Raw genomic sequence first — 26763 nt, forward strand, 5'->3', positions numbered from 1 at the left:
CCCCCGCCCGGGTCGCCGCGCCTGCGCGGCGAAATTCCTCTCCGCCATCGGCCGATCCGAGCGGCGGGCTGCGCGTCGATGCCGCCTTTGGCGGAGGCCACGCCGAAAAAGGGGCCCCGCAGGGCCCCAGGTTTCGCGACGATGCGAAGGGAGGTCAGTGACCACGGACCGCGCGATGCGCGAGATCTGCGGCATCCTGCGGCGAAATCCCCAGATCGCGGCTCAGCCGGGCGATCTCGGCGCGGGTGCGCCGATAACGGGTCCGGCGTTCGGCAGAGGCGATCAGGCGGGAGAGGGGGCGTTTCATCTTTCAGGTCCGGGTGGTCAGTTTTCTTGACCGGAATATGCGCTTCCCGGGGGCGCCCGACAACCGAGGTTCCGGCAATGCCGCGATGCGGCCCCTGCAAGGGGTGTTTGTAGCATGCGAAAGGGGCAGCCCTGCGGCTGCCCCCTGAAACGTTCCGGATCTTGCGATCAGATCAGCTTGCCCATCGCCACGGCGGTATCCGACATGCGGTTCGAGAAGCCCCATTCGTTGTCGTACCAGGTCAGGATGCGCACCATCGTGCCCTCCATCACCTTGGTCTGGTCCATGTGGAAGACCGAGGAATGCGGGTCATGGTTGAAGTCCGTCGACACGTTCGGCTGGTCGGTGAAGCCGAGGATGCCCTTGAGCGGGCCATTGGCCGCCGCACGGATCGCCTCGTTCACCTCGGCGACGGTGGTGGCGCGCTTGGCTTCGAACACGAGATCCACGACCGAGACATTCGGCGTCGGCACGCGGATCGCGACGCCGTCGAGCTTGCCCTTGAGTTCCGGCAGCACGAGGCCGACGGCCTTGGCGGCGCCGGTCGAGGTCGGGATCATGCTGAGCGCCGCGGCGCGGGCGCGATACAGATCCTTGTGCATCGTGTCGAGCGTCGGCTGGTCACCGGTGTAGCTGTGGATCGTCGTCATGAAGCCCTTTTCGATGCCGATCGCATCGTTGAGGACTTTCGCCACCGGCGACAGGCAGTTGGTGGTGCAGGACGCGTTCGAGACGATGATGTCGTCTTTCGTCAGCGTGTCATGGTTGACGCCGAAGACGATGGTCTTGTCGGCATTGTCGCCGGGCGCCGAGATCAGCACGCGCTTCGAGCCGTTCTGCAGGTGGGCGGCGCATTTTTCCTTCGAGGTGAAGATGCCGGTGCATTCGAGCGCCACATCGACATCGCCCCAGGGCAGCTCGGCCGGGTTGCGGATCGCGGTGACCTTGATCGGGCCGCGGCCGACATCGATCCAGTCTTCACCCGTCGTCACCGTGGCCGGGAAACGGCCGTGAACGCTGTCGAAACGCAGCAGGTGGGCGTTGGTTTCCACCGGGCCGAGATCGTTGATCGCCACCACTTCGATATCGGTCCGTCCCGATTCGATGATCGCGCGCAGCACGTTGCGCCCGATGCGTCCGAATCCGTTGATCGCCACCTTCACCGCCATCTCAGCCTCCTTTGGCTCGGTCCTCAAGTCGCCGCTACCTTGGTCAAGACGCCGGAAAGGTCAACAGAAGAAAGCAGTTTCGGCACAATTTCGACCCCGTGCCGGGGCTGTTGGCGCTCGCGCCAGCGCTAACGCCAGAAGGCGATCCAGTCGATCAGCAGAAAGGTCTTGCGGGCGAGGAACAGAAATCCCGCGCCCTGCCCGAAAACCGCATCGGCCAGAATGGCCAGAGCCAGAACCAGCCCCAGCCGGATCGCGATGGTATTGGTCATCTGCCGCCCCCGCTGTCAGGGCGGGGGCCGCTGCCCCGCCGCGCGCAGGATAGAGGAGGCCGCGGCCGGGGTGAAGCCCGGCCGGGCTGCGCGCGGGCCGGGTTATTCCGAATCCTCGGCGACGAGGAAGATCTCGCCCTTCGACTCGAGCTCGCGGATCGCGCTGACGATCTCGTTCATCGCCTCCTCGACATCCTTTTCCTTGACCTTGCCAAGGTTTGCCATCTCGTCGCGCAGGTTCTGCGCCATCCGTTGCGACATGTTCGCCAGGATGAATTCGGCCGATTTCGCACTGTCGCCCTTGGCGCCCGCCAGCGCCAGGATGAGCCGGGCCTGATCGACGGCGCGCAGGATCTTCGGGATGTCGCGCGGCTCGATCCGGGCATGGATGTTGGTGAAGGTGAAGATCGCCTTGCGCACCTGTTCGGCGAATTCCTTGTCGTCCTCTTCAAGCCCCTTGAGCACGGAATCGCGGGTGACGGCGGGCGAGAAGTTGAGGATCGCGCCGACGCGTTCCACCGGCCCGGTTTCAAAGGCCTTGACCGGCGCGGCATCGAGCTGATCGGCGAGCGCGGCGCCGATGCGCTGCACGGTCTCGGGCGCGACATTGCCGGTCAGCGACACCGCATAGGTCAGCCGCCGTGCCCGATCGGACGGCATCTTGCCCAGCAGTTCCGCCGATTTCGACACCGAAAGTTTCGAGAGCATCACCGCCCCCACCTCGATGCTTTCTTCCAGCAGCACCGGCAGCAGCACATCGGCCGAAAGCCCCGTCACCCGTTCCCACGGATCGGCGCGCGAGGTGCCGGTGGCCATGCGGCGGATCCGCGTCGCGGCCGAGGCCGAGAGCTGACCGTCCAGAAGTTTCAACGCCCCATCCAGCCCGCCGGGGAAGGCAAGCCCGACGGCTTCGAGTTCGGTGCAGAATTCCTCGACCACCTGATGCAGCGTGTCGCGATCGATCAGCCGCATCTGCGCGATCGATTCGGCCAGTTGCGTCTGCTGGTCGTCCGACAGTTCCATCAGCGGCAGCTTCTGCCCCTCCGACGACAAGAGCCGCACGATGATCGCAGCCTTTTGCCGCCGCGTCAGGGTCGGGCGTGTCGGCTGTCCGGGCATGGTCAACTGCCCGAGCGGCGATCTGGGGGTGATGGCGTTCACGAGCGTCTCCGATCCGTCTGTCCGGAGAGCTTCGCAGCAAGCGGTTAAACCGCGGTTAGCAACGCCCGGGCAGGAGCAAAATACCTGCCCGGGCAAAGTGTTCCGTGCCGTCGCTTACGCGCCGAAGACGCGGGTTTTGCGTTTTGCGCTTTGCCGCTTACGCGCCAAAGACGCGGGCAAAAATCGTGTCGACATGCTTGGTGTGATAGCCCAGATCGAATTTCTCCTCGATCTCGGCAGGCGAGAGCGCGGCGGTCACCTCGGGGTCGGCCAGAAGCTCGGTCTTGAAATCCGCGCCCTGTTCCCAGACCTTCATCGCGTTTCGTTGCACCAGCCGGTAGCTGTCTTCGCGCGACACGCCCGCCTGCGTCAGCGCCAGAAGCACCCGCTGGCTCATCACCAGACCTTTGAACTTGTTCATGTTCTTCAGCATGTTGTCGGGGTAGATCACCAGATTTTCGATCACCCCGGCCAGCCGGTTCAGCGCGAAATCCAGCGTGATCGTCGCATCCGGGCCGATGCCGCGTTCAACCGAGCTGTGCGAGATGTCGCGTTCGTGCCAAAGCGCCACATTCTCCATCGCCGGGACGACGCACATCCGCACCAGACGCGCCAGCCCGGTCAGGTTTTCCGTCAGAACCGGGTTGCGCTTGTGCGGCATCGCCGAGGAGCCCTTTTGCCCCTTGGAGAAAAACTCTTCCGCCTCAAGCACTTCGGTGCGCTGCATGTGGCGGATTTCAATGGCGCAATTCTCGATCGACGAGGCAATGACGCCAAGCGTCGCAAAGAACATCGCATGGCGGTCGCGCGGAATGACCTGGGTCGAGATCGGTTCCGGGATCAGACCCAGCTGCGCGCAGACATGTTCCTCGACCCGCGGGTCGATATTGGCGAAGGTGCCGACGGCGCCCGAAATCGCCCCCGTCGCCACTTCGGCGCGGGCATTGACCAGACGGGCGCGGTTGCGGTCCATCTCGGCGTAAAACCGCGCGAAGGTCAGCCCCATCGTCGTCGGTTCGGCATGGATGCCGTGCGAGCGGCCGATGCGCACCGTGTCCTTGTGCTCAAAGGCGCGCTTTTTCAGCGCCGCCAGAACCCGGTCCATGTCGCGCAGAAGAATGTCGGCCGCCCGCACCAGCTGGATGTTCAGCGTGGTATCGAGCACGTCCGAGGAGGTCATGCCCTGATGCACGAAGCGCGCATCATCCGCGCCGATATGCTCGGCCAGATGGGTGAGAAAGGCGATCACGTCATGCTTCGTCACCGCCTCGATCTCGTCGATGCGGGCGACGTCGAATTCGACATCCTTGGCGCGCCAGACCGCCTCGGCATTGGCTTTCGGGATCACGCCAAGCGCCGCCTGCGCGTCGCAGGCATGGGCCTCGATCTCGTACCAGATCTTGAATTTCGTGGCGGGTTCCCAGATGTCGACCATCTCTTTGCGGGCATAGCGCGGGATCATGGGCAGGCCTCTTGCTTGTGACGGGGTTGCCGGGTGCATAGACTGAGACCCTGTTTGGGGCAAGGCAAAGGGCGGGTCAGGATGCCGCAATTGAACGATTTCACCGGCGTCTGGACGCTTTCGCGCCGGATCGTGCAGGCAAACGGCCCCGAGGGGCAGTTCACGGGCCGGGCGGTCTTCACCCCCGAGGGGGCGGGGCTGCGCTATCACGAGGCGGGGCAGCTTGTGCTGGCGGGCGAGGCGCCGATGCAGGCCGAACGCGACTATCTTTGGTCGGCCGAGGGCGCGCAGATCGTCGTGCGGTTCGAAGATGGCCGCGACTTTCACCGTTTCGACCCCAGCCTGGCCGAGGCCGCGCATTGGTGCGACCCGGATGACTACCGCGTCCGCTATGATTTCGCGCACTGGCCCGCGTGGTCGGCCGAATGGCGCGTCACCGGGCCGCGCAAGGATTACGTAATGATCTCGCGCTACACTCGGGCCTGAGGGGCGACCCTCCTTTGCCGCCCGGCGAAGTCCCCCCGGAGTCCTTGGGCCCGAAGCTGACGGGGTTTGCGTCTTCTCCGGCTTCGGGATCCGACCTCCGGGGGGAGGTGCGGCGCGAAATCCCCCGGCCTGCTGCCAAATCGCGCGTTGCAAAGCTTGTAACCGTCTTGAAAACCTGCAAATCAGGGACAGGATAGCCGGGGGACGGAATGCGAGGGAGGCGCCATGACGAAGCGTGAGGCCGCGGGGCCAGGCCCGGGGCGGCTGCGTCATCTGGGGCCGCTGATCATCGGCTTTTCGCTCCTTGGACTGGGGCTGTTTGCGCTTCATCATCTGCTCAAGCCGGTCGATTTCGCCGATGTGATCGCGCAGATGCGCGCGACACCGCTGCAAACCTTGGCGATCGCGCTTGGCGCCACCGCGCTCGGCTACGGGGCGCTGATCGGCTATGATTTCTGGGCGTTGCAATATCTGGAAAAGAAACTGCCGCTGCGGGTCGTGGCGCTTGGCGGCTTTCTGGGCTATGCCTTTGGCAATACGATCGGAATTTCCGTCCTCTCGGGCGGGGCGGTGCGCTATCGGATCTATTCCGCCTTCGGGCTGAACGCCTTCGAAGTCGCGGCGCTGGCCTCTTACATCGCGCTGGCCATGGGCACGGGGCTGTCGCTGGTGGGGGTCTTTGCGCTGGCCGCGCATCCCTCCGCGCTCAGCGGGCTTTTGCCGCTTTCGGAAACAACGATCCGGGCGCTGGCGCTGACCGGGGGCCTTGGCACTTTGGGGCTGCTTTACGCGCTTGGCATTTCGGGGCGCGTGCTGCGCGTCGGGCGCTTCGACATCGCCATGCCGCGCCCGCGCATCCTGACCGGGCAGATGGTGATCGCGCTCTTTGACAGCTCGATGGCGGCGCTGACGCTTTATGTCCTTCTGCCCGCGGGCGCCCCGGATTTCGTCACTTTCCTCGCCATCTATGCCACCGCGACGATGATCGGCGTCATCACCCATGTCCCGGGCGGCGTCGGCGTGTTCGAGACCGTCGTCATCGCCGCCATGCCCAAGGGAACCCCGGTCGGAGAGGTCGCCGCGGCGCTGTTGATGTTCCGCATGATCTATTACCTGCTGCCCTTCGCGCTGGCTTTCGTGATCGTGTCGCTGAACGAGGCGCGGCTCGCAGGGGGTTGGGCGCGCAGGCTTTTTGGCGATATTTCCGAACCGATGCGGCCCGCCTTCAAGGCCATCGGCGGCATGGTGCCCTGGCTTTCCGGCGCCTGGGCCTTCGGCTTTGGCGCCTATCTGATCGCGGTGTCGATCCTGCCGACGGTGCGGCCCCTGCATGATCCCGACGACCTTGTCGGGCTGATCCTGCTCGAGGGCGGCGCGCTTGTTTCGGCCGTGACCGGCGTCGTGCTGGTGATCCTGTCGCACGGGCTGATCCGACGCGTCACCGGCGCCTTCTGGCTGACGCTTCTGACCCTGGGCGGCGGCATCGCCGCGGTGATGCTGCGCAGCTTCGACATCGAAAGCGCGGCGCTTCTGACCCTTGGCGCGCTCGCGCTCTGGCCGTTCCGGGGCGAGTTCTACCGCCAGGCGAAGATCACCGAGGGCGTGCTCGGCCCGGCCTGGATCGCGCTGGTGACCATCGTCATCGCCTCGGTGGCGCTGTTCTTCGTTTTCATCCATGCCGCGACGCCCTATTCGCACATGTTCTGGTTCGATTTCGCCCAGGATGCGAACGCGCCGCGGTCGCTGCGCGCAGGCGTCACCGGCTCGGCCGTGCTGGTGATCTTCACCATCTTCCTTGCGCTCAAACCCTCGTCGAAACAGCGCCCGCAAAGCATGGCGCAGGCGCTGCGGCTGGCAGGCGAGATCGTCGCCGGCCAATCCGACCCGCAGGCCTGTCTGGCGCTTTCGGGCGACAAGGAATTCCGCTTTGCCGAAAGCGGCACCGCCTTTTTGATGTTCGCGCGCCGCCGCACCTCCTGGGTCTGCATGGGCGATCCGGTCGGCGATGCGCGCTATTTCGACGATCTCGGCTGGGGCTTCGTCGAAGCGGCGCAGCAGGCCAGTTGCCGCCCGGTCTTTTACGAGCTGTCCGAACGCCACGTGCCCTTCATGATCGAGATGGGCCTGGCCGCGCACAAGATGGGCGAAGAGGCGGTGGTGAATCTGACCAAGGCCTCGCTCTCGGGCACGCGGCTTGCCGGGCTGCGCACGGCTTACGAACAGGCCCGGCGCGAGGGGCTGCGCTTCAAGGTGCTCGCCCCGCCGCATGCGCCAGAGCTGATCGCGGCTTTGAAACCGATCTCGGAAAGCTTCCTCAAGCATCGGATCGGACAGGAAAAACGCTTCTCGGTCGGGCGGTTTGACGCGGCCTATCTGAACCGTTTCCCGCTGGCGGTGATGTGGCGCGGGGGCGAACCCGTGGCCTTTGCGGCACTGCTCGCGCCCGGGGCGGGCAAGCGCGTCGCCATCGACGTGATGCGCTATCGCCCCGAGGATGCGCCCGCGCTGATCGGCTTCATGTTCTTCGCGCTGATCGATCATTACAAGACCGCGGGGGCGAGCGAGCTCAGCCTGGGTCTGGCGCCGCTTTCGGGGCTGGGCACGCGGCGCACGGCGCGGCTTTGGGACCGGTTCGGGCCGCTGATGTTCCGCCACGGCGGCGCCTTCCGCAGCTTCGACGATCTGCGCGCCTACAAGGCGCAATTCGGCCCGGAATGGCGGCCGCGCTACATCGCTCTGCCGGTCGGCGTTTCGCCGATGGTGGCGATGGCCGATGTGGCGGGGCTGATCGCGGCCGGACGTGGCGGGCTGTTGCGGCGCAAGGCGGGCTGATCAGTCGTCAAGGCCCTGCATCAGCCGCAGCCGCAGCCAGGCATTGTCCGAGGCGATCATGCCCGGGATCAACAGCGCATCAAGCGCCCACCACAGCGCCACGAAGGCGAGCGGCAGATAGCCGACCAAGAGCACCGTCAGCGCCGAGCCGATGCCGAACAGGAAAAGCATCAAAAGCCCCGAGACCCAGCGCCCCAGATAGAACCGGTGCACGCCGAAGAAGCCAAGGAAAAACCACAGCAGATAGGCGACAAGGGCCGAGCGGCTCTCGTTCGCGACGCGTTGTTCGATGTAAAGCGCACGGGTGTCGTTCATGTGAACCTCCTTCACATGAACGCCATATGGGGAGGCGCGGCGCCGCAAACAAGACCGCCGCCGGTCAACGGGCGTAAACAGCGGTCCAGAAGGTGGTCTTGCCGTCGGCGGCGGTGGCGGTGCCGATGCCGAAATCGCGCAGCGACGGGATGGTGATATTGGCGCGGTGCTTGGGCGAGGCGCTCCACTGTGCCAGGGTGCCGTTCAGCTCGAACCGCCCGGCGGCGATGTTTTCGGCAATGGTTTGCGGGCGATAGCCCATCTGCCGCGCCCGCGCCATCGGCCCGGTGGTGGCGCTGCCCGCATGGGTCATCGTGCCCCGGTTGGCCATGTCGCAGGCATGGGCGGCGGCAACGCGGTCCAGCACCGGATTGGAGCGCATCGGCGCCAGCCCCGCCTGCGCCCGGGTCGCATTGGTGACGGCAAGCCCGGTCGCGGCCATCGCCGCGCTGGTGGCCGGGCAGCTTGCCCGCCCGGCGGCGGCCACGGCAACATCGCCGTGCCCGTCCGTCCAGACCACCCGGCCCGGCAGGCGCGGCCCGGCGGCAGCGCCCGGCTCGGGCGGGGGCGCGGTGGGGGCGGCGCCGCAGGCGGCAAGGCAGAGCAGGGCAAGGACTGCGGCGGGGCGGGTGAGCATGCTGATCTCCGTCGAACTGAACAGACGGACATCCTAAGCCACGCGCCCGGGGGATCAAAAGCCGAACTGCGCGCAATACGACGCAAAACCGCGTCACCGCGCGGGATCGTGCCCATCCGGTCCGGCAGGCGGGCAAGGCCCCGCCCGGGGGCCGTTGCCCGCGGCTTCCGGGCTCAGCCCACCGGCATCGGCGGCACCGCGGCGCCCGGCATGCCCGCGTTCATCTCGAGCTGAAGCCGCAGCCGTTGCTGCGCGGTATTTTCCGTGATCATGCCGGGGATCAGGAAGGCATCGACGATCATCCAGATCGCGACGACAAGCAGGAAGGCGATGCCGATGTAGATGACGGCGGTCAGCCAGCCAAGGATCATCAGCACCAGCATGATCGCGCCCGAGCCGGTTTTTCCGAGATAGAAGCGGTGCACCCCGAACCCGCCCAGAAAGAACCAGAGCAGATAGGCCACGAGAGTCGATTTCTTGTCATTCGCCAGGCGTTGCTCGACGAGGATCAGCTGTTCGGTCGTAAGAGTCATTTTGGGCCTCAAAAAGTGAATCAACGCTGCCAGTGGAGCAGCGTCTTTCCGAAACACAAGAAAAAACTGTCACGGAATTTTGAGCTTCCCGTCATGCGGGCGGCGCGCAGGCGCTTACCTCCGCTCGACCACGCCGAACCAGCCCTTGCCGGTCCAGGTCTCGAAGCCCTCGGTGCGGTGAAAGCCGATCAGGCCGCCGCCCTGCGCGCACCAGCCCTTCGCCTGATCCGCGGGCAGGGCGAGCTGCGTCACCCGCTCGGCCCCCGGACCGCGGGCCGCCAGAACCCGGCCCGTCGCATCGACCAGATAGCCGCGCATCTCGCCGTCCGCGTCGCAAAAGCGCAGGCTTTTCAGCACTGCCTCCGCCTGCGGCGCCCAGTCGAATTGCGTCACCAGAAGCCCGATCACCGCGCCATTCCGCGCCCCGCCCATCCGCACCGGCGTCGCCCAGGCCATCGTCGCCCGTCCGCCCAGATGCGCCGAGATCTCGACATCGCCCGCCACGAATCCGTCGCCATCGCGCACCGCCATCGCAGGCGAAAACCAAGGCGCGTCCGAGACTTGCGCCCCCGTCACCGGATAGCGGCCGGGCCTGCCATTGGCCAGAACCCGACCGTCGGGCGCCACGAGCCAGATATCGGAATAGACCGTATACGCGTCCAGGATCACCCCAAGCCGCTGCCCCGCGCGGCGCAGCCTGTCGCGGTCCTGATGCTGCGCGGCCGCGATCAGATCGGCGTCGGTCGCCCACCAGCGCACGTCGCAGGAGCGTTCATAAAGGTTGCGGTCGATCAGATCGACGGCGGTGAAGGCGCTGTCCACCAGCCGCGTGCCGGTCGCCGCGATCGAGAGCTGCGACACCATCTGTTCCAGCCCCGAGAGCCGCGCCTTCAGCGTCTCGCCCAGCTGGTTCGCGATCTCGCCGATCTGCCCCGAGACCTTGCGCACCTCCTCGGCCACCAGCGCGAATCCCGCGCCCTGCTGGCCCACCCGCGCCGCCTCGATCCGGGCGTTCAGGCCCAGAACGTTCATCTGCTTGGTGATCTGCGCGATCCGGTCCACCGTGACGCCGGTGATTTCGGAAGCATCCCGCGTTTCAGAGGCGATCGAAGCAAGGGTTGGGGTAGAGGTCATGCGCGTCTCGAAGATGTTGTGGTCCGCTGCAGATAGGCTTCCGCGTCTTAATGCCGGATGAATCCTTTCCAACCGCTGAACGGCCCTGCCAAAATGTCGCGGTCGCGAAAAAAGACGGCCCGAAGGCCGCCTTTTCAGCGTCTTGTCCGCAAACTGGGCGGCGTCGGAACTCAGGCCTTGGCCAGATTGCGCAGCACGTAATGCAGCACGCCGCCGTTCTTCAGATATTCGATCTCGACCTCGGTATCGATCCGGCTCTTGATCATGATCCTGGTCAGCGTGCCATCCTTGCGCAGGATCGTGCAGGGCACCAGCGAGAGCGGCTTGATCTCGCCTTCGAGGCCCTCGATCGTCACCACCTCGTCGCCGGTCAGGCCCAGCGACTTGCGGTTCTGCCCCTCGGTGAATTCGAAGGGAATGACCCCCATGCCGATCAGGTTCGAGCGGTGGATGCGCTCGAAGCTTTCCGCGATCACCGCCTTGACGCCCAGAAGGTTCGTGCCCTTGGCCGCCCAGTCGCGCGAGGAGCCCGCGCCGTATTCGATGCCGCCAAAGATCACCAGCGGGATATTCGCCGCCTGATAGGCCATCGAGGCGTCGTAGATCGAGGTCTGCACCCCGTCCGGCCCCTTGGTGTAGCCGCCTTCGACGCCGTCCAGCATCTCGTTCTTGATGCGGATATTGGCGAAGGTGCCGCGCATCATCACTTCATGGTTGCCGCGGCGCGAGCCGTAGCTGTTGAAGTCCTTCGGGGCCACCTGACGCTCGGTCAGGTATTTGCCCGCGGGGGTCGAGGGCTTGAACGAGCCCGCCGGGCTGATGTGGTCGGTGGTGATCATGTCGCCCAGAACCGCCAGCACATGCGCGCCGACGACGTTCGAGATCACGCCCGGTTCCTTGGCCATGCCGCGGAAGTAAGGCGGGTTCTGGATATAGGTCGAGGCGGCGGGCCAGTCATAGGTCTCGCCCTCGGTGGTTTTCACCCCCTGCCAGTTCGCGTCGCCCTTGAAGACATCGGCGTATTTCGACAGGAAAGCCGCGCGCGTGACGCATTTTTCCACCAGCTCGGCGATTTCCGCGTCCGAAGGCCAGATGTCTTTCAGGAACACCGGCTTGCCCTCGGGCGTCGTGGCGATGGCTTCGGTGGTCAGGTCGATGTTCATGTCGCCCGCGATGGCGTAAGCCACGACCAGGGGCGGCGAGGCGAGGAAGTTCGCCCGCACATCGGGGCTGATCCGGCCTTCGAAGTTGCGGTTGCCCGACAGCACGGCCGCGGCGACAAGGTCGTTCTCGTTGATCGCCTTCGAGATTTCCGGCGTGCCGAGCGGGCCCGAGTTGCCGATGCAGGTGGTGCAGCCAAAGCCCACGATGTTGAAGCCAAGCGCGTCGAGGTCTTCCTGCAGGTTCGCGGCTTTCAGATATTCTTCAACCACTTGGCTTCCGGGGGCGAGCGAGGTCTTGACCCAGGGCTTCGCCGTCAGCCCCAGCGCGCGCGCCTTGCGCGCCACCAGACCGGCGCCGATCAGCACATAGGGGTTCGAGGTGTTGGTGCAGGACGTGATCGAGGCGATCACCACCGAGCCGTCGCCGACGGTGTAGTCCTTGCCGTCCACCGAAACCGTTTTCACCCCGGTCTCGGCCGCGCCCTTGGCGGTGCGATATTCCGCCACGACCTTGGCGAAAGTCGATTTCGCATCGGTCAGCGGCAGATAATCCTGCGGCCGTTTCGGCCCCGAGATCGCCGGAACGATGCTCGACATGTCCAGTTCCAGCGTCGAGGAATAGATCGGCGCGTAATCGGCGCTGCGCCAGAAGCCGTTTTCCTTCGCATAGGCCTCGACCAGCGCGATGCGGTCTTCGCTTCGGCCGGTCTGGCGCAGATAGCGCAGGGTCTCGTCATCGATCGGGAAGAAGCCGCAGGTGGCGCCGTATTCGGGGGCCATGTTGGCAATGGTCGAGCGCTGCGCCAGCGGCAGTTTATCAAGACCCTCGCCGTAGAATTCGACGAATTTGCCCACAACGCCATGCTGCCGCAGCATCTGCACGACCTTCAGCACCAGATCGGTGCCGGTGCAGCCCTCGCGCAGCGCGCCGGTCAGCTTGAAGCCGACGACCTCGGGGATCAGCATCGAGACGGGCTGGCCCAGCATCGCCGCCTCGGCCTCGATCCCGCCGACGCCCCAGCCCAGAACCGCCATGCCGTTGACCATCGTCGTGTGGCTGTCGGTGCCCACCAGCGTATCCGGGTAAGCCACCAGATCGCCGTTCTGGTCGGTGTCGGTCCAGACCGTCTGCGCCAGATATTCCACGTTCACCTGATGGCAGATGCCGGTGCCGGGCGGCACGACGCGGAAGTTCTCGAACGCGCCCTGACCCCATTTCAGGAACTGATAGCGCTCCATGTTGCGCTCGTATTCCAGCTCCACGTTGCGCTGGAACGCCCGCGGCGTGCCGAATTCGTCGATCATCACCGAATGGTCGATGACCAGATCGACCGGAACGAGCGGGTTGATCTTTTTCGCGTCGCCGCCCAGCGCCTTGATGCCGTCGCGCATCGCGGCAAGGTCGACGACCGCCGGAACGCCGGTGAAATCCTGCATCAAGACGCGCGCCGGGCGATAGGCGATCTCGCGCGGGTTCTTGCCGCCCAGCTTCGCCCAGTCGCCAAAGGCCTTGATATCCTCGACCGAGACCGAAAAACCGCCGTCTTCAAAGCGCAGCAGGTTTTCCAGCACCACCTTGAGCGCGGCGGGCAGGCGCGAGAAATCGCCCAGACCCGCAGCCTGCGCCGCGGGGATCGAATAATAGGCGTAGCTCTGTGCGCCGACCTGAAGCTGGCGACGGGTCTTGGCGGTATCCTTGCCGGTGACGACGGTCATCTGGGTGGGCCTCCCATGGCTGAAAGAATGCGTTATCGCGTGTTTGCCCGATGCGGCGGAGTCGTTCAAGGGGGGCTCTGCATTTTTGTATACCATTGCACACCGATTTTGCCGCAGCCGCCGCGACGCTGCGTCGCACTGCAACCGGCAGGCATCATCGCAAAACCTTGATTGGCCCTGCGCGCGACGCCGGTTTAGGAGGGGGGCTGCAGCAAAAGCGAGGCATCATGGCACGCGCGACCCTCAGCGCCGCGATTGAAGGCATGATCCTGTCGGGCTTTCTTGCCGTTGCTCCCATGGTGGCATGGGGGCAGGCAGGACCGACGGGGGGCTTTGGCGCCGGTCCGTCCGGGGCCGCAAGCCCCTATGGCGGTGCCTTTCTTGGCGGCTCCGGCCCGGCGCCCTTGCCGTCCGCGCAGGCGGGCGATGGCCGTCTGGTCCAGGCCGAGCTTTCGGCGCCCGCGCCCGGATCGCTGCCGGGGGCGTCGCTGGTCGAAAGCCTGAACCGGGCGCTGGAGCGCGCGATCGGTCAGACCGCGGCGAAACCGCAGACGAATGCGCTGATCGCGCCTGCGGCGGCACCCGCCCCCTCGCCGGTGGTGGTCGAGCTGTTCACCTCGCAGGGCTGTTCCGCCTGTCCGCCCGCCGATGCGGCGCTGGCCAAGGTGGCGGCGCGGCCCGATGTTCTGGCGCTGTCGCTGCATGTCGATTACTGGGATTATCTGGGCTGGGAAGACCCCTTTGCCCAGCCTGCCTTCACCGCGCGGCAAAAGGCCTATGCCCGCGCCGCCGGTCTGCGCACGCTTTACACGCCGCAGGTGATCGTGGCGGGCACGCAATCGCTGGTCTCGCCCGCCGATCCCGAGCTGGACGCCGCCATCGCCACGGCCGCCGCCGCGCCGCCGGTCGTCGCGATGACGGTCAGCCGCGGCGCCGAGCCGGGCCAGTTCGCCATCGACCTGTCGGCGCCGCGTCCGCTCAAGCAAGGCACCGTGGTGCAGATCGTGCGCTATGTGCCGCAAGCGCGGGTCGAGATCCTGCGCGGCGAAAACGCCGGTCAGGTGCTGGATTTCGCCAATGTGGTGACCGCCTGGCATGCGGTGGCGGATTGGGACGGCAAGGCCCCGGTGCGTCTGAAGGCGAAGATCGAGGGCGAGGACCCGGCGGTGGTGATCGTGCAGACCGCGCTGCCGGGCAAGACCGTGCCGCTGCCGGGCGCGATTCTGGCGGCGGGCTGGCTGCGCTGAGCGGCCCCGACCCCGTTACAGGTTCTTCCAGCGCCGGTGGATCCAGAACCATTGCCCGGGATGGGCGCGCACCCGCGCCTCGAGCCGGTCGTTGAACTCCTGACACATCGCCTCGGGCGTGGCGGGCGGGATCGGGTCTTCGACTTCGATCACGAAGCTGAAGCCGTCGGGCTGGCGGGTGGCGAAGATCGGGATCAAGGGCACGTCGTAGCGCAGCGCCACTTCGGCGGCCGAAAGCGCGGTGCGGGCCTTGCGGCCGAAAAAGGTCAGATCGGCGCCCGAACTCAGATATTGGTCGATGGCAAGGCCGATCATCCCGCCCTCTTGCAAGAAGCGCATCATCTGCGCCATGCCGCGGCGGTTGCGCGGAAAGAGCGGCTTGGCGATGCGCTCGATCGCGGCGATGTAGCGGGTGTTGAAGTCGCGATTGTCCATCGGCCGGTAGAGCGCGCCCATCCGGTAGCCGCGCCCGACCAGCCCGCCGCGGAAGACGTCGTAATTGCCGAAATGCCCCGAGACGAGCACGACGCCCTTGCCCTCGGCGTTGCGCTGTTCCAGCAGCGCCGCGCCGGGGCCGGTGAGCGGCAGATCGCGGCAGCGCGCGACGAATTCCGGCCCCGAAAAGATCTCCGCCAGCGTCCGGCCGACATTGTCGGGCACGGCGCGGACCAGCCGTTCGACCTCGGCTGCGGGCAGATCGGGCATGGCGATGGCCAGATTGGCGCGGATGCGCTTGCGCCAGCCCGCCAAGGGCGCCACCACCTCGGCAAAGAACCGCCCCGAGAGCGCGACGCGCGAGCGATAGGGCAACAGCCCCAGCACCCGGACCGTCGCGCCAAAGGCGCGCGCGGAAAGCATGTCGCGCAGCCGTTGCCGGGAAAAGCTGTCGTCTTCGGACATCTTCTTCACTCGTTTCCTGTCTCGGCCCGGGCGTCGGATCTGGCTTCGGCTTTGGTCTCGGCCCGTTCACGCGACCAGACATAGACACCCGCCGCCACGATCACAAGGGCACCGATAACCGTATAAAGATCAGGCAGTTGCGCGAAGAACACCCAGCCCCAGAGCCCCGAGAAGATCAGATCGGAATAGCCGAAAGGCGCGATCGAGCCTGCCTCGGCCTTGCGAAAGGCGACGATCAGCGCGGCTTGCCCCACGGCGCCCAGCGCGCCGACGGCCAGAAAAAGCGGCAGATCGATCGGCGCCACCTCCTGCCAGAAGAAGGGCAGCGCAAGCGAGGACAGCCCGGTGCCGACCATCGCCGACCACAGGACCGAGGTGGCGGTGGAATCAAACCGCACCACCCGCGTCAAGAGCGCGCCGCCCGCATAGGTGAAACAGGCCAGCAGCGCCAGGATCGCCGCCGGATGCATCACGCCCGCGCCCGGGCGCAGCACGATCAGCGCGCCGGTGAAAGCCGCGACGATGCCGATGATCCGCCCCGCGCCGAGTTTCTCGCCGAGGAAAAGCGCGGCACCCAGCGTGATCAGCACCGGCGAGAGCGCGCCCAGCGCCGCCGCATCGGCCAGCCCGATATAGCGGATCGCGATGAAGAACAGCGCCACCGTGCCCATCTGGAAACAGCCGCGCAGGAATTGCAGCCCCGGCTGCTGCGAGCGCACGAGCGTCGCCAGCTTGCCGCGAAAGAGCAGCGTCACCAGCGCCAGATTGACCGCGAACCGTGCCCAGACCACCATCGCAGGCGGGTAATCCTGCGCCAGTTTCTTTGCCGCCACATCCATCAGCCCAAAAAGCATCAGCGCCAGCAGGAACAGTCCGATGCCCTGCGCGGTGGCCTTGGCCTTGGCCTCGGCGGCCAGCCGAACGGAGGAGGGGGCCGTCTCCGGCCCCCCCGCATGTCCCGTCGCCGCGTCGCGCAGATCGCTCACAGCAGGCTCTTGACCTTGGCGGCGATCGCTTCGGGGGTGATCCCGAATTCGGCGTAAAGCCGTTCCGCCGGGGCCGAGGCGCCAAAGCCCTCCATGCCGACGAAGCCCGCCTTGCGCTCCATCCCGCGCTCGCCCAGAAGCCAGCGGTCCCAGGGCTGCCGGATCGCCGCCTCGACCGCCACGCGCACGCCGCCCGCGGGCAGGATGCGCTTGCGGTAAGCCTCGTCCTGCGCCGCGAAAAGCTCCATGCAGGGCATCGAGACGACACGGGTGCCGATCGCCTCGGCCTGCAAGAGCGCCCGGGCCTTCAGCGCGATCTCGACCTCCGAGCCGGTCGCCATCAGGATCGCCTGGCGCTTGCCCTCGGCCTCGGCGATGACATAGGCGCCCTTGGCGGTCAGGTTCTTCGCCTCGTGCTTGGTGCGCAGCGTGGGCAGGTTCTGCCGCGACAGCGCCAGCACCGAGGGCGTGCGTTCCGACGACAGCGCCAGTTCCCAAGCCTCGGCGGTCTCGATCACGTCGGCCGGACGGAAGGTCCAGGTGTTCGGCGTCGCCCGGCAGATCGCCAGATGCTCGACCGGCTGGTGCGTCGGGCCGTCCTCGCCCAGACCGATGCTGTCATGCGTCATGACGTAAACGGTGGGCACGCCCATCAGCGACGAGAGCCGCATCGCGCCGCGCGCATAATCGGTGAAGCAGAAGAAGGTGCCGCCATAGGGCCGCACGCCGCCATGCAGATACATGCCGTTCATCGCCGCCGCCATCGCATGTTCGCGAATGCCGTAGCGCATGTAGCGGCCCTTGTGATTGCCCGGCATGAAATCCTCGATATCCGAGGTTTTCGTCAGGTTCGAGCCGGTCAGGTCGGCCGAGCCGCCGATGGTTTCGGGCACCACCGGGTTGACCGCGGCCAGCACCATTTCCGACGCCTTGCGGGTGGCGACCTTCGGTGCGGCTTCCGATTGCGCCTTCTTGAAGGCGCGGATCGCGCCCGCCAGTTTCGGCGCGACACCGCGCGCCATCTGGCGTTCGAATTCGGCGCGCTTGCCCGCGGGCAGGGCGGCCAGACGGGCCTCCCATTCGGCGCGTTCCGCGGCGCCCTTGGCGCCGATCGCTTCCCATTCCGCCTTGATGTCGGCCGGGATCACGAAGGGACCATGCTCCCAGCCGTAAGCCTCGCGGGTCAGCTTGATTTCCGCATCGCCCAGCGGCGCGCCATGCACCGCATAGCTGTCGGCCTTGTTCGGGCTGCCGAAACCGATCAGCGTCTTGCAATCGACCAGAACCGGCCGCTTGGCCTTTTTCGCCGCCGTCAGCGCGCGGTCGATGTCTTCGGCGTCATGGCCGTCGCAGGACAGCACATCCCAGCCCGAGGCGGCAAAGCGCGCCTTCTGGTCGGTCACGTCGGACACCGTCACCCGGCCGTCGATGGTGATGTTGTTGTTGTCCCAAAGCACGATCAGGTTATCAAGCTCCTGCTTGCCCGCCAGACCGATGGCTTCCTGGCTGATGCCCTCCATCAGACAGCCGTCGCCCGCGATGACCCAGATCTTGTGATCGACAAGCTTCTTGCCGAACCGCGCCGCCATGGATTTTTCCGCGATCGCCATGCCGACGGCGGTCGAGATCCCCTGACCCAGCGGGCCGGTGGTGGTCTCGACCCCTTCCAGATGGCCATATTCCGGGTGCCCCGCCATCCGCGCGCCCCATTGCCGGAAGTTCTTCACCTCGTCCAGCGTCGCCTGTTCGTAGCCGGTCAGGTGCAAAAGCGCATAAAGCAGCATCGAGCCATGGCCCGCCGACAGCACGAACCGGTCGCGATCCGCCCAGTTCGGCGCTTTCGCGTCGAATTTCAGGTGGTTGCGGAACAGAACCGTGGCGACATCGGCCATGCCCATCGGCATGCCGGGGTGGCCCGAATTGGCCGCCTGCACGGCATCGATCGCCAGCACGCGGATCGCGGTGGCAAGCTTCCAGTGATCGGGGGTCTTGGCCCGCAGAGCGGCGAGATCCATGAGGGTGCGTCCTTTGTTGCGCCGAAATCTTCGGTGACGGTGATAACAGGGATCGGGGCAGATTCAAGCTTGGCTCCCAAGTGCTTGATGCAAAAAGGTGGGAGGAGCGCGACGCAGCGGCTAGAATGTGGCGTGACACCGGGCGGATGCGATTCGCCGCGGCGCCTTTTCGCACCGCGCGGGCGCGGCGCGTTGACGGCCGCGACCGGATGAAGCAGACGAACGACAAGAACCAAGACCAAGGGCAGTTAGCGAGGATGGCATGACCGAACTGGCCGAATATGAGCGCCGCATCGCCTTTGCGCTGGAGCGCATCGGACGCGGCGTCGAGACGCTGGGCGATCTGCGCGCGGCGGCTCTGGCTGCGGCTGCGGCGGTGCCCGCGCCAGACCCCGAGCCAGAGCCCGCACTTGAACCCGTGCCGGAACCGGAGATCGCGGCGGCGCCGCTGGCCGTCGAGACCGGCCCTTCGGCCGAGGTGCTGGCGTTGCAGGCGGAACTCGAGGCCGAACGCGCCGCCTCGGCGCAGCTGACCGAGCGGGTGCTGGCGATCCGCGAAAAGCAGGAAACGACGCTGGCGGCGCTGGAAAAGCGGCTGACCCAGGCGACGCGGGCGCTCGAAGCGGTGCAGGTCGAGGCGAACCGGCTCAAGCGGGCCAACAACGATCTGATCGAGGTGAACCGGCAGCTGATCGACGGCGCCGGGCGGATCGATCCGGCGCTCGTCAACCTGTCGATGCAGGCCGAGCTTGAGGCGCTTCGGGCGGCCCGGGCCTGGGAGGCGTCGGAGCTGTCGGAGATCGTCACCGGGCTGGCCCCGATCGTGGCGGCGCATGTGAAGGGACAACCGGCGGGGGGATCGGACAATGGCTGAGTTGCGCATCACCATCGGCGGGCGCGATTTCGACGTGGCCTGTCAGGAGGGCGAGGAACAATATCTGCGCGCCGCGGCGGCGATGCTGGACAATGAGGCGCAATCGCTGTCGCAGCAGCTGGGCCGCATTCCCGAGGCGCGGATGCTGCTGATGGCGGGGCTGATGCTGGCCGACAAGGCGGCGGGCGCCGAGGACAATGTCCGGGTGCTGAGCGCGCGCGTCGAGGCGCTCGAATCGCAGCTCGCTGCGGCAAAGGCGCATCCGGTCCGCATCGAGGTGCCGGTGGTGCCCGCGGCGGTGACCGAAACCCTGGCCGAGATCGCCGCCCGCGCCGAGGCGCTGGCCGACCGGGTCGAAGAGGCTGCGGCCGGCTGAGCCGGCGCCGCCACGCAGGAAAAAGCCGCCACGCAGGAAAAAGGGGTGTGACGGCGGTCCCGTCACACCCCTTTTCTTTTCGGTCCGGCCCGTCTTTCGGGGCCGTCAGCTCAGGCGAAGCGCCACAGGAACACCCCCGACCACAGCAGCGCCAGAATCGCCGTGGTCAGCAGATGCGAGGGCGGCGCGCTGCGCGCCACCGCCGCCCAGGCCCGGCGCAGCGACGGCGCAAGGGGCCGGGCGGCACGCGGCAGGGCGGCGACGGCAAGGGCGGTACGCATGGCGGGCTCCTCTCCTTGGGGCACGGGAAGATCTTCCATAAAATCTACCGCATAAGTCGAGTATATCAAGGGAATAATCCCGCTTTATTTCGTCGTGATTAGGCGGAAATCTTCTTCGCGGCGCTGCGCAAAGCCAAAGGGCCGATCTGAAGATCGGCCCGCAACAGCTTGAGGGTAAAGGAATATCAGCCTTCAAGCAGCTTTGCCGCGGGATTGCCCGCCGTCAGCATGTCTTCCAGCGTGAGCGAGTCGATCAGCACCAGATAGGACCAGAACACCTCGGCAAAGACCTTGCGGATGCGGCAGGCGGCCTCGTCGTCGCAATCGTCGCAGGGCTGATAGGCGCTGCGCGACAGGCACGGCAAGGGCGCGATCGGCCCGTCGATGCGGCGCAGCAGCTCCGAAATCGACACGTCGCGCGGCGCTTTCAGCAGGCTGTACCCGCCCGACCGGCCGCGGATCGAGGCCACGACCCCGGCCTTGCGCAGATCCAGCAGGATATGCTCCAGAAACCGCTTCGGCGTGCCGGACCGGGTGGCGATCTCCTCGATCGTCAGCGCCTGCGGGCTGTCGCGCCGGGCCTCGTCGGCCAGTTCCAAAAGCGCCTTGAGCGCATATTTCATCTTCTGCGTGATCATGTCCCAGCCTTACGGGCGCGCGGGGCGTTTATCAATGTCGATCTTGTCGGGCTTTCGGGCATTTTTTCCCCACCGCGCCGCGTCGGGACGCCCCGGTCCTGCGGCAATCGGGGCTTTCATCGGGGCTGCGACGATGTGACGCTTTCCCCGTTGCCAAGACCGCGGTTCCGGCGTAGCCCGGTTCCGCAACCCGAGGCGCGGAAACCGACGATGACCCTTGCGGCTTTTTCTCTTGCGGTGCTGGCGCTGCTGCTGGCGCCGGGGCCGACGAACACGCTGATGGCGGTCGCGGGCGCCAGTCACGGGCTGCGCAGGGTGGTGCGGCTGGTTCCGGCCGAACTTGCAGGCTATCTGCTCACGGTTGTGCCGCTCGCGCTGGCGGGGGCGGGGCTGATGGCCAGGGCGCCCGGCGCGGCGCTGCTGCTCAAGCTGGCGGCTGCGGCATGGGTGATGGTTCTGGCGCTGCGGCTGTGGCGGTCGGCGGCGGCGGGGGCCGAGGGCTTCGCGATCGGCGCCGGGCGGATCTTCGTCACCACGGCGCTCAACCCCAAGGCGCTGATTTTCGGCCTTGTGCTGCTGCCCGCGCCAAGCCCGGCCGAGGTCGCGGCGCGGCTCGTTGTGTTTTGCGGACTGGTGGTCGCTGTGGCGCTGCTCTGGGGCGGGCTCGGGGCGCTTGGGCACGCGCGGGCGGCCGGGGCGCGCGCGGGCGGGCCGCGGCCCGGACGGTTGCGCCGGATCGCCTCGGGCTGGCTGGCGCTGGTCTCGGTCTCGCTGCTCTGGGGGGCGTTGCGCGGCTGACCGGCGCGGGGGCGTTAATCCCTTGGCAAACCTTCGTCTTTAATTCCGATCCTGGACGGACGAAGGAGATCGGGATGCCCAAGCCGCTTGTTCTTGCTGCGCGCCTGCTGGCGCTTTTGGCGCTGGTTTCGGGTCTGGGGGCCGCGCCGGTCGCGGCGCAGCAGGCCTCGGGCGGGGGCGATCTGGCCTTTGCGCAGGTGGCGCCGCTGGCCGGGCCTGCGGCGGCGCTTGGCACCGGGATGAACCTCGGGATCCGCGCCGCCTTCGCAGAGGCGAACCGGGCGGGCGGCGTGCTGGGGCGGAAGCTGCGGCTGGAGGCCTTTGACGACGGCTACGAGCCCGAAACCTCGGCCGAGCGCACCCGGGCGGTGATTGCGGGCAATGCCCATCTGGCGCTGATCGGGGCGGTGGGCACGCCGACCTCGCAGGCGACGCAGCCCCTGGCCGAGGCGGCGGGGCTGCCCTTCATCGGCCCCTTCACCGGCGCGGCCTTTCTGCGCGATCCGAAATTGCGCAATGTTTTCAACCTGCGCCCCTCCTATGGTGCCGAGGCCGAGGCCTGGGTGCAGCATCTGGTCGAGACCCGGGGCAAGCGCAGGATCGGCATTCTTTATCAAGATGACAGTTTCGGCCGGGCCGGGCTGGCGGCGCTGGAGGCGGCGCTTGCGAAACGCGGGTTGCAGCTGACGGCGCGCGGCGCCTATGTGCGCAACACCCTGGCGGTGAAGACCGCGCTTCTGGGCCTGCGCCGCGCCGAGGTGGACGCGGTGGTGCTCGTCGGCGCCTACAAGCCGGTGGCGGAATTCGTCCGTGTCGCCGATCGCATCGGTTACCGCCCCGAGATGGTCAACATCTCCTTTGTCGGCACCGATGCGCTTCTGGCCGAGTTGGGCGCCGAGGGCGCGGGGGTGGTGATCTCGCAGGTCGTGCCCTATCCGTTCGACACCGATCTGCCGGTGGTGGCGCGCTATCAAGCGGCGCTGAAGGCGCTCGATCCGGCGGCGGTGCCGGGTTTCGTCTCGTTCGAGGGCTATCTGACCGGCCGTCTGGCGCTGGCCGCGCTGGCTGCGGCGGGGCCGGATCCGACCCGGGCCAGCTATCTGGCGGCGCTGCAAAATCTGCGCGCGCTCGATCTGGACGGGCTGCGGCTGCAGTTCGGTCCGGGCGACAATCAGGGTCTGGACCAGGTGTTTCTGACGGTGATCTCGCCCGAGGGAACGATCTCCGAAATGACGCCCGCGGCATCCCCGACCCCGGCCCCCGCGCCCGGGACCGGCGGCTGAGCGATCGGGGGATTGCGCATGACCCGCCTCACCATGCTTTTTGCCAGTGTCGGCGCGAAGATCGTCGGCATCGTGCTGGCGCTTTTGACGATGACCGCGCTGGCGGTCGGCATCAGCCTTGACGTCTTTCGCGACACCGACAGCATCGTCCGCGATCTGGTCGAGCAGGAGGTGCCGGAGCTGCGCCAGACCATGGCGCTTGCGGGCGCGACCGGGGATCTGGGGCAGGCGATGGTCGACATTCTTTCGGCCGCCACGCCCGACGATTTGCAGGCGGCGCGGCAGCATCTGCAGCGGACGCTGGCCGGGCTCGAGGCCGCGCTGCGCGACGCCCCCGCGGGTCTGCGCGATGCGGTCGGCACGATCGGCGCGCGGGCGGGCGATCTGGTCGATGCCCGGCAACAGGGCTTTGCGGCGCTGGCCGAAACCGATACGGCGGTGGCGGGCATCTTCGAGGTGAACACCCGCATTTCCGAACGGCTGGTCGAGATCGGCGATGATGCCTATTTCAACATGGTGATGGGCGGCGAGGCGGCTTCGGGCCGGGTGAAGACCACGCTGGAAGATCTGGTCGACCGCGATTTCGCCCGGCTCAGCGATGCGCTGGCCTTGCGGATCGAGGTGAACGTGCTGCGCGGCGCGGCGCTGGCGATGGTGCCGGGGCTGGATGTCGCCGGTCAGGCGATCGTGCGCGACAGCGTGGCCGCTGGCGAAAGCCGGATGCAGGACAAGATCTTTGCCATCGAGGCGACGGGCCCGCTGGCGCCCCTGCGCGCCGATCTGGCCCGGCTGGCCGATCTGGCGCGCGATCTCGCGCGGCCCGGCAGCCACGAAAATTCACAATTACGACAGCAGATTCAAAGCCTTGCGACCAAGGTCGATCTGGGTCTCGGCGTGGCCGTCGATGATCTGGCCTTCGCGCTGACGCTGAATGCGATCGAGGCGGGCAAGGCCAATGCGACGACGATCGACACGCTTCTGACCCGCGATGTGGCGCCGATGATCGAGGCGGCGCGGATCGAGGCGCGGGCCCGCGATCTGGTCGCCTCGGCGCTGCGGCTGGCGCTGAGCCGCAGTCTGGAAAGCTATGAGCGCGAAAGTGCCGCGCTGGAGGCCGCGCGGGCGGTGGTGGCGGGGCAGATGGCGCAGCTGCCGCCGGATCTTGTGCCCTTGCTGCGCGATCTTCTGGACCGGACCGATCCGGCGAAGGGGCTGGCGCAGGCGCATCTGCGTATGATCAAGGCGCGGGCCGCCGCCGAGACGGCCTTTGACGCCGCCAATGCGGCGATGGAGACGATCACCACCGGGGCGGCCACGGCGGCCGAAACGGTGCTCGGGCGGATCGACGGCACCAGCGGCGCGGTGAACGACCGCACCTCCGGGGCGATCGGCACGCTGCTGGCGCTGGCGGGGCTGAGCGCGGTCTTCGGGCTTCTGGCGCCGCTTCTGGCCTGGCTTGGCATCGTGCGGCCGCTGCGGCGGGTGACGCAGGCGACGGCGCGGCTGGCGGCGGGCGACACCGGCGCGGTCGACGGGCTGCGGCCGGGGGCGGGCGAGATCGGCGCGCTGGCCGGGGCCTTGACGGTGTTTCGCGACGCGCTGAACGACCGCGCCCGGCGCATGCGCGAGGACATGGACCGGGCCGGGGCGGCGGCGGCGGCCGAACGGGCGGCGCAACAGGCGGCGCTGGCGGCGGCCGAGGCCGAGCGCGACCGCGACCGGCAGGAGCAGGCCCGGCAGGAGGCCGAGCGGCAGGAGCGGCGGCGGCTGCGCGAAGAGGCCGAGGCCGAGCGCGCGGCGCAGCTGCAGGAGCAGCAGCTGGTGGTGTCGCGGCTGGCCGAGGCGCTGCGGGCGATCTCGGCGGGCGATCTGACGGCGCGGATCGAGACCGCCTTTCCCGCCGCTTATGAGGGGCTGCGCAGCGATTTCAACCAGGCGGTGACCCGGATGGCCGAGTTGTTGAGCGAGATCGTCCGGGCCGGCGGTTCGGTGCAATCGGAGGCGGATCAGCTCGGCGCGGCCTCGGGCGAGCTGGGGCGGCGCACGGAAACGCAGGCGGCCTCGCTGGAGGAAACCGCGGCGGCGATGAACCAGATGGCGGCCTCGGTCGCGCAGGCGCTGCAGGGCGCGCGCGAGGCGGCGCAGGCCGTCGGCCAGACCCGCGAGACCACCGCCGCCGGGCGCGAGGTGGTGCGCCGCACGTTGCAGGCGATGACCGACATCGCGCAAAGCTCGGAACAGATTTCCCGCATCACCGGCGTCATCGACGACATCGCCTTCCAGACCAATCTTCTGGCGCTGAATGCGGGCGTGGAAGCCGCGCGGGCGGGCGAGGCCGGGCGCGGCTTTGCCGTTGTCGCGTCAGAAGTGCGGGGGCTGGCGCAGCGCTCCTCGGAGGCCGCGCATGAGATCGCCGGGCTGATCGCGACCTCGGTGCGGCAGGTTGGCGAGGGGGTGGATCTGGCCAGCGGCTCGGATGCGGCCTTGGGCCGGATCGAGGATCTGGTCACCCGGCTCGACGCCCTGCTGGCCGCGATCGAGACCGGCGCGGGCGAGCAATCGGCGGGGATATCGGAGATCACCGCGGCGATGAACCAGCTTGATCAGGTCACCCAGCACAATGCGGCGATGTTCGAGGAAAACGCTGCCGCGACCCAGGCGCTGCTGGGCGAGGCGCAGAGGCTGCGCGCGCTGACGGCGGTGTTCCGGATGCAGGACGCCGAGGCGCCGCCGCTGCGGCAGGCGGGCTGAAGATCCCCGATCGGCCGATTTTTGCGCAAGATTATCAGGATCTTGCCCTTGCATCCCGGGGGGGCGGACATAGCTGATATGCGGGGCGGTTTCGATGGTTGCCCCGCCCTGCCCGGGCTGCTACGGGGGGCCGATTGCAAGAAGGGGAACCGCATGGAAACCGGGGACGATCCGGTGGTCATCCGCCACCGCGAGCTGGAGCGCTATGCCAACACGGCGCTCAAGGCGGGCAGGATCATGATGGAAAGCGGCGCCTCGGTCAGCGTCGTGCACCGCGGCATCACGATGATCGCGCGCGGCTTCGGCGTCGAGACGATCGGGCTGCGCTCGGGCTATACCTCGATCGCGATGACCGTGCATGTGGCGGATCAGACGATCACCCGGATGCTGCAGGTCGGGCGGCTGGGGGTGAACCACCGGCTCGATCTGGCGGTGCGCCAGCTTTGCGCGCGCGCCGAAAGGGGCGGCATGAGCGTCGAGGAGGTCGAGGCCGAACTGGCGCGGCTGGTGCGCGAGACGCCGCGGCATGCGCCCTGGTTCACCGCGCTGGCGGTGGGGCTGGCCTGCGCCTCCTTCGGGCGGCTTCTGGGCGTCGACTGGCTGGCTTTCGGGCCGGTCTGGCTGGCGGGCGCGATCGGGCAATACATCCGCCACCACCTGCTGCATCGCGGCGTGAACATCTTCATCGTCGCCGGGGCGATCGCCTTCCTGTCGGCGACGCTGGGCGGGCTTGGCGCGATCGCGCTGCAAAGCGCCACGGTGCAGCTGGCGATGATGGCCTCGATCCTGCTTCTGGTGCCGGGCGTGCCCTCGACCAATGCGCAGACCGACATCATGGACGGCTATCCGACGATGGGCAGCGCCCGCGCGGTCTGGGTGCTGATGATCATGCTCTTCGCCGCGACCGGGATCTGGTTTGCCGAGGAACTTCTGGGGATGAGGAGTTGATCATGTGGGATTTCCTGCCGCATCTGCTGCATCAGGCGCTGTTTGGCGCCGCCGCCGCCGCGGGCTTCGGCGTTCTGTTCAACTTCGGTCTGCGGGCACTGCCCTGGTGCGCGGCGGCCGGGGCGCTGGCGCTGATGGTCCGCACCGGCGGGCTCGATCTGGCCTGGAGCCTCGAGGGCGCCACTTTCGCCGCCGCCATCGTCACCTCCTGCGCGGTCTCGGCGCTGCGCCGCGTGCTGGGCCCTGCCTGCAATGCGGTGGCGCTGGCGGGCTGCATTCCGATGGTGCCGGGCGCCTTTTTCGGCGAGGCGCTTCTGGGCTTCTTTGCCCTGACCGCGCCGCATCCGGCCGATGCGGCCGAGATCTTCGTCGCCGCGGCCGAGCATATCATCCGCGTCATCTTCACCCTGGCGGCGATCGGCGCGGGGCTGGCGATCCCGGCGCAGCTGTTGAAAAACCAGGACTTCTGAGCCCCGACG

25 protein-coding genes are annotated in these 26763 nt (G+C 67.4%); 10 read left to right on the plus strand and 15 right to left on the minus strand.

The window, feature by feature from the left end; genetic code table 11:
- Positions 1–154: 154 nt before the first annotated feature.
- The 5 genes from LY44_RS17995 to purB all read right to left on the minus strand — a co-directional run bounded on the left by LY44_RS17995 (position 155) and on the right by purB (position 4371).
- A complete protein-coding gene (locus tag LY44_RS17995) occupies positions 155–307 on the minus strand; it encodes a hypothetical protein (RefSeq protein WP_160320057.1) in 153 nt (50 codons plus the stop codon).
- A 167-nt stretch (positions 308–474) separates the two neighbouring features.
- A complete protein-coding gene (gene gap / locus LY44_RS12930) occupies positions 475–1476 on the minus strand; it encodes a type I glyceraldehyde-3-phosphate dehydrogenase (RefSeq protein WP_055212863.1) in 1002 nt (333 codons plus the stop codon).
- A gap of 128 nt (positions 1477–1604) precedes the next feature.
- Complete coding sequence (locus tag LY44_RS12935; RefSeq protein WP_055212864.1) at positions 1605–1748, minus strand: hypothetical protein; 144 nt, start codon at positions 1746–1748, stop codon at positions 1605–1607.
- Positions 1749–1850: 102 nt separating this feature from the next.
- Complete coding sequence (locus LY44_RS12940; protein ID WP_081024514.1) at positions 1851–2909, minus strand: flagellar motor switch protein FliG; 1059 nt, start codon at positions 2907–2909, stop codon at positions 1851–1853.
- A 157-nt stretch (positions 2910–3066) separates the two neighbouring features.
- Positions 3067–4371 (minus strand): adenylosuccinate lyase, encoded by a 1305-nt coding sequence (gene purB, locus LY44_RS12945; protein WP_055212866.1) that lies wholly within the window; start codon positions 4369–4371, stop codon positions 3067–3069.
- 81 nt (positions 4372–4452) lie between these two features.
- Here purB and LY44_RS12950 point away from each other — a divergent pair, with 81 nt between their 5' ends.
- Positions 4453–4857 carry a DUF6314 family protein gene (locus LY44_RS12950; protein WP_055212867.1) on the plus strand — a complete coding sequence of 135 codons (405 nt, stop codon included), beginning with the start codon at positions 4453–4455 and terminating at the stop codon, positions 4855–4857.
- Positions 4858–5082: 225 nt separating this feature from the next.
- Positions 5083–7689: a bifunctional lysylphosphatidylglycerol flippase/synthetase MprF gene (mprF, locus tag LY44_RS12955; protein ID WP_055212868.1), complete on the plus strand. Its 2607-nt coding sequence runs from the start codon at positions 5083–5085 to the stop codon at positions 7687–7689.
- Here mprF and LY44_RS12960 read toward each other — a convergent pair whose 3' ends face one another.
- The 5 genes from LY44_RS12960 to acnA all read right to left on the minus strand — a co-directional run bounded on the left by LY44_RS12960 (position 7690) and on the right by acnA (position 13187).
- Positions 7690–8004: a TM2 domain-containing protein gene (locus LY44_RS12960; RefSeq protein WP_055212869.1), complete on the minus strand. Its 315-nt coding sequence runs from the start codon at positions 8002–8004 to the stop codon at positions 7690–7692.
- A gap of 64 nt (positions 8005–8068) precedes the next feature.
- The gene (locus LY44_RS12965) at positions 8069–8641 is read right to left on the minus strand and encodes a CAP domain-containing protein (protein ID WP_055212870.1); all 573 of its coding nucleotides are present in this window, start codon (positions 8639–8641) and stop codon (positions 8069–8071) included.
- A gap of 173 nt (positions 8642–8814) precedes the next feature.
- Positions 8815–9174 carry a TM2 domain-containing protein gene (locus LY44_RS12970; RefSeq protein WP_055212871.1) on the minus strand — a complete coding sequence of 120 codons (360 nt, stop codon included), beginning with the start codon at positions 9172–9174 and terminating at the stop codon, positions 8815–8817.
- Positions 9175–9288: 114 nt separating this feature from the next.
- A complete protein-coding gene (locus LY44_RS12975; RefSeq protein ID WP_055212872.1) occupies positions 9289–10308 on the minus strand; it encodes a methyl-accepting chemotaxis protein in 1020 nt (339 codons plus the stop codon).
- A gap of 170 nt (positions 10309–10478) precedes the next feature.
- Complete coding sequence (gene acnA, locus LY44_RS12980) at positions 10479–13187, minus strand: aconitate hydratase AcnA (protein WP_055212873.1); 2709 nt, start codon at positions 13185–13187, stop codon at positions 10479–10481.
- 227 nt (positions 13188–13414) lie between these two features.
- Here acnA and LY44_RS12985 point away from each other — a divergent pair, with 227 nt between their 5' ends.
- Positions 13415–14434, plus strand: a complete 1020-nt coding sequence (locus tag LY44_RS12985; protein ID WP_223230663.1) for a DUF1223 domain-containing protein — start codon at positions 13415–13417, stop codon at positions 14432–14434.
- A gap of 15 nt (positions 14435–14449) precedes the next feature.
- Here LY44_RS12985 and LY44_RS12990 read toward each other — a convergent pair whose 3' ends face one another.
- The 3 genes from LY44_RS12990 to tkt are packed head-to-tail and all read right to left on the minus strand — an operon-like array spanning position 14450 to position 18335.
- Positions 14450–15334, minus strand: a complete 885-nt coding sequence (locus tag LY44_RS12990; RefSeq protein WP_065118432.1) for a lysophospholipid acyltransferase family protein — start codon at positions 15332–15334, stop codon at positions 14450–14452.
- A gap of 5 nt (positions 15335–15339) precedes the next feature.
- Positions 15340–16320 carry a DMT family transporter gene (locus LY44_RS12995; protein ID WP_055212874.1) on the minus strand — a complete coding sequence of 327 codons (981 nt, stop codon included), beginning with the start codon at positions 16318–16320 and terminating at the stop codon, positions 15340–15342.
- The gene (tkt, locus tag LY44_RS13000) at positions 16317–18335 is read right to left on the minus strand and encodes a transketolase (RefSeq protein ID WP_055212875.1); all 2019 of its coding nucleotides are present in this window, start codon (positions 18333–18335) and stop codon (positions 16317–16319) included. Before tkt ends, LY44_RS12995 begins: the two co-directional genes overlap by 4 nt.
- 262 nt (positions 18336–18597) lie before the next feature.
- Here tkt and LY44_RS13005 point away from each other — a divergent pair, with 262 nt between their 5' ends.
- A complete protein-coding gene (locus LY44_RS13005) occupies positions 18598–19209 on the plus strand; it encodes a hypothetical protein (protein WP_055212876.1) in 612 nt (203 codons plus the stop codon).
- Positions 19202–19585 carry a cell division protein ZapA gene (locus LY44_RS13010; RefSeq protein WP_013067853.1) on the plus strand — a complete coding sequence of 128 codons (384 nt, stop codon included), beginning with the start codon at positions 19202–19204 and terminating at the stop codon, positions 19583–19585. Before LY44_RS13005 ends, LY44_RS13010 begins: the two co-directional genes overlap by 8 nt.
- A gap of 110 nt (positions 19586–19695) precedes the next feature.
- Here LY44_RS13010 and LY44_RS18000 read toward each other — a convergent pair whose 3' ends face one another.
- Complete coding sequence (locus LY44_RS18000) at positions 19696–19866, minus strand: hypothetical protein (protein WP_160320056.1); 171 nt, start codon at positions 19864–19866, stop codon at positions 19696–19698.
- A gap of 185 nt (positions 19867–20051) precedes the next feature.
- Entirely contained in the window at positions 20052–20504 is a 453-nt protein-coding gene (locus tag LY44_RS13020; RefSeq protein WP_055212878.1) for an Rrf2 family transcriptional regulator, read from the minus strand.
- Between the two features lie 210 nt (positions 20505–20714).
- Between LY44_RS13020 and LY44_RS18005 the strand changes: the two genes are divergently transcribed.
- The 5 genes from LY44_RS18005 (at position 20715) to LY44_RS13045 (ending at position 26754) form a co-directional block, all read left to right on the plus strand.
- Positions 20715–21302, plus strand: coding sequence for a hypothetical protein (locus LY44_RS18005; protein WP_055212879.1), 588 nt, complete (start codon positions 20715–20717; stop codon positions 21300–21302).
- 74 nt (positions 21303–21376) lie between these two features.
- Complete coding sequence (locus LY44_RS13030) at positions 21377–22585, plus strand: ABC transporter substrate-binding protein (protein WP_055212880.1); 1209 nt, start codon at positions 21377–21379, stop codon at positions 22583–22585.
- 18 nt (positions 22586–22603) lie between these two features.
- Positions 22604–25336 (plus strand): methyl-accepting chemotaxis protein, encoded by a 2733-nt coding sequence (locus tag LY44_RS18010; RefSeq protein WP_111396027.1) that lies wholly within the window; start codon positions 22604–22606, stop codon positions 25334–25336.
- Between the two features lie 153 nt (positions 25337–25489).
- Positions 25490–26284: a threonine/serine exporter family protein gene (locus LY44_RS13040; protein ID WP_055212897.1), complete on the plus strand. Its 795-nt coding sequence runs from the start codon at positions 25490–25492 to the stop codon at positions 26282–26284.
- Positions 26285–26286: 2 nt separating this feature from the next.
- Positions 26287–26754: a threonine/serine exporter family protein gene (locus LY44_RS13045; RefSeq protein WP_055212883.1), complete on the plus strand. Its 468-nt coding sequence runs from the start codon at positions 26287–26289 to the stop codon at positions 26752–26754.
- Positions 26755–26763: the final 9 nt, after the last annotated feature.

It is taken from the genome of Rhodobacter capsulatus (assembly GCF_003254295.1).
Taxonomy (GTDB): domain Bacteria; phylum Pseudomonadota; class Alphaproteobacteria; order Rhodobacterales; family Rhodobacteraceae; genus Rhodobacter; species Rhodobacter capsulatus.

Coding starts and splice junctions, on each gene's coding strand:
- LY44_RS18000 (WP_160320056.1), bottom strand. CDS start 19,866: ATGCGTACCGCCCTTGCCGTCGCCGCCCTGCCGCGTGCCGCCCGGCCC.
- LY44_RS13030 (WP_055212880.1), top strand. CDS start 21,377: ATGCCCAAGCCGCTTGTTCTTGCTGCGCGCCTGCTGGCGCTTTTGGCG.
- gap (WP_055212863.1), bottom strand. CDS start 1,476: ATGGCGGTGAAGGTGGCGATCAACGGATTCGGACGCATCGGGCGCAAC.
- LY44_RS13020 (WP_055212878.1), bottom strand. CDS start 20,504: ATGATCACGCAGAAGATGAAATATGCGCTCAAGGCGCTTTTGGAACTG.
- LY44_RS18005 (WP_055212879.1), top strand. CDS start 20,715: ATGACCCTTGCGGCTTTTTCTCTTGCGGTGCTGGCGCTGCTGCTGGCG.
- LY44_RS13010 (WP_013067853.1), top strand. CDS start 19,202: ATGGCTGAGTTGCGCATCACCATCGGCGGGCGCGATTTCGACGTGGCC.
- LY44_RS12990 (WP_065118432.1), bottom strand. CDS start 15,334: ATGTCCGAAGACGACAGCTTTTCCCGGCAACGGCTGCGCGACATGCTT.
- LY44_RS17995 (WP_160320057.1), bottom strand. CDS start 307: ATGAAACGCCCCCTCTCCCGCCTGATCGCCTCTGCCGAACGCCGGACC.
- LY44_RS18010 (WP_111396027.1), top strand. CDS start 22,604: ATGACCCGCCTCACCATGCTTTTTGCCAGTGTCGGCGCGAAGATCGTC.
- tkt (WP_055212875.1), bottom strand. CDS start 18,335: ATGGATCTCGCCGCTCTGCGGGCCAAGACCCCCGATCACTGGAAGCTT.
- LY44_RS13040 (WP_055212897.1), top strand. CDS start 25,490: ATGGAAACCGGGGACGATCCGGTGGTCATCCGCCACCGCGAGCTGGAG.
- LY44_RS13045 (WP_055212883.1), top strand. CDS start 26,287: ATGTGGGATTTCCTGCCGCATCTGCTGCATCAGGCGCTGTTTGGCGCC.
- LY44_RS13005 (WP_055212876.1), top strand. CDS start 18,598: ATGACCGAACTGGCCGAATATGAGCGCCGCATCGCCTTTGCGCTGGAG.
- purB (WP_055212866.1), bottom strand. CDS start 4,371: ATGATCCCGCGCTATGCCCGCAAAGAGATGGTCGACATCTGGGAACCC.
- acnA (WP_055212873.1), bottom strand. CDS start 13,187: ATGACCGTCGTCACCGGCAAGGATACCGCCAAGACCCGTCGCCAGCTT.
- LY44_RS12970 (WP_055212871.1), bottom strand. CDS start 9,174: ATGACTCTTACGACCGAACAGCTGATCCTCGTCGAGCAACGCCTGGCG.
- LY44_RS12950 (WP_055212867.1), top strand. CDS start 4,453: ATGCCGCAATTGAACGATTTCACCGGCGTCTGGACGCTTTCGCGCCGG.
- LY44_RS12975 (WP_055212872.1), bottom strand. CDS start 10,308: ATGACCTCTACCCCAACCCTTGCTTCGATCGCCTCTGAAACGCGGGAT.
- LY44_RS12965 (WP_055212870.1), bottom strand. CDS start 8,641: ATGCTCACCCGCCCCGCCGCAGTCCTTGCCCTGCTCTGCCTTGCCGCC.
- LY44_RS12960 (WP_055212869.1), bottom strand. CDS start 8,004: ATGAACGACACCCGTGCGCTTTACATCGAACAACGCGTCGCGAACGAG.
- mprF (WP_055212868.1), top strand. CDS start 5,083: ATGACGAAGCGTGAGGCCGCGGGGCCAGGCCCGGGGCGGCTGCGTCAT.
- LY44_RS12935 (WP_055212864.1), bottom strand. CDS start 1,748: ATGACCAATACCATCGCGATCCGGCTGGGGCTGGTTCTGGCTCTGGCC.
- LY44_RS12985 (WP_223230663.1), top strand. CDS start 13,415: ATGGCACGCGCGACCCTCAGCGCCGCGATTGAAGGCATGATCCTGTCG.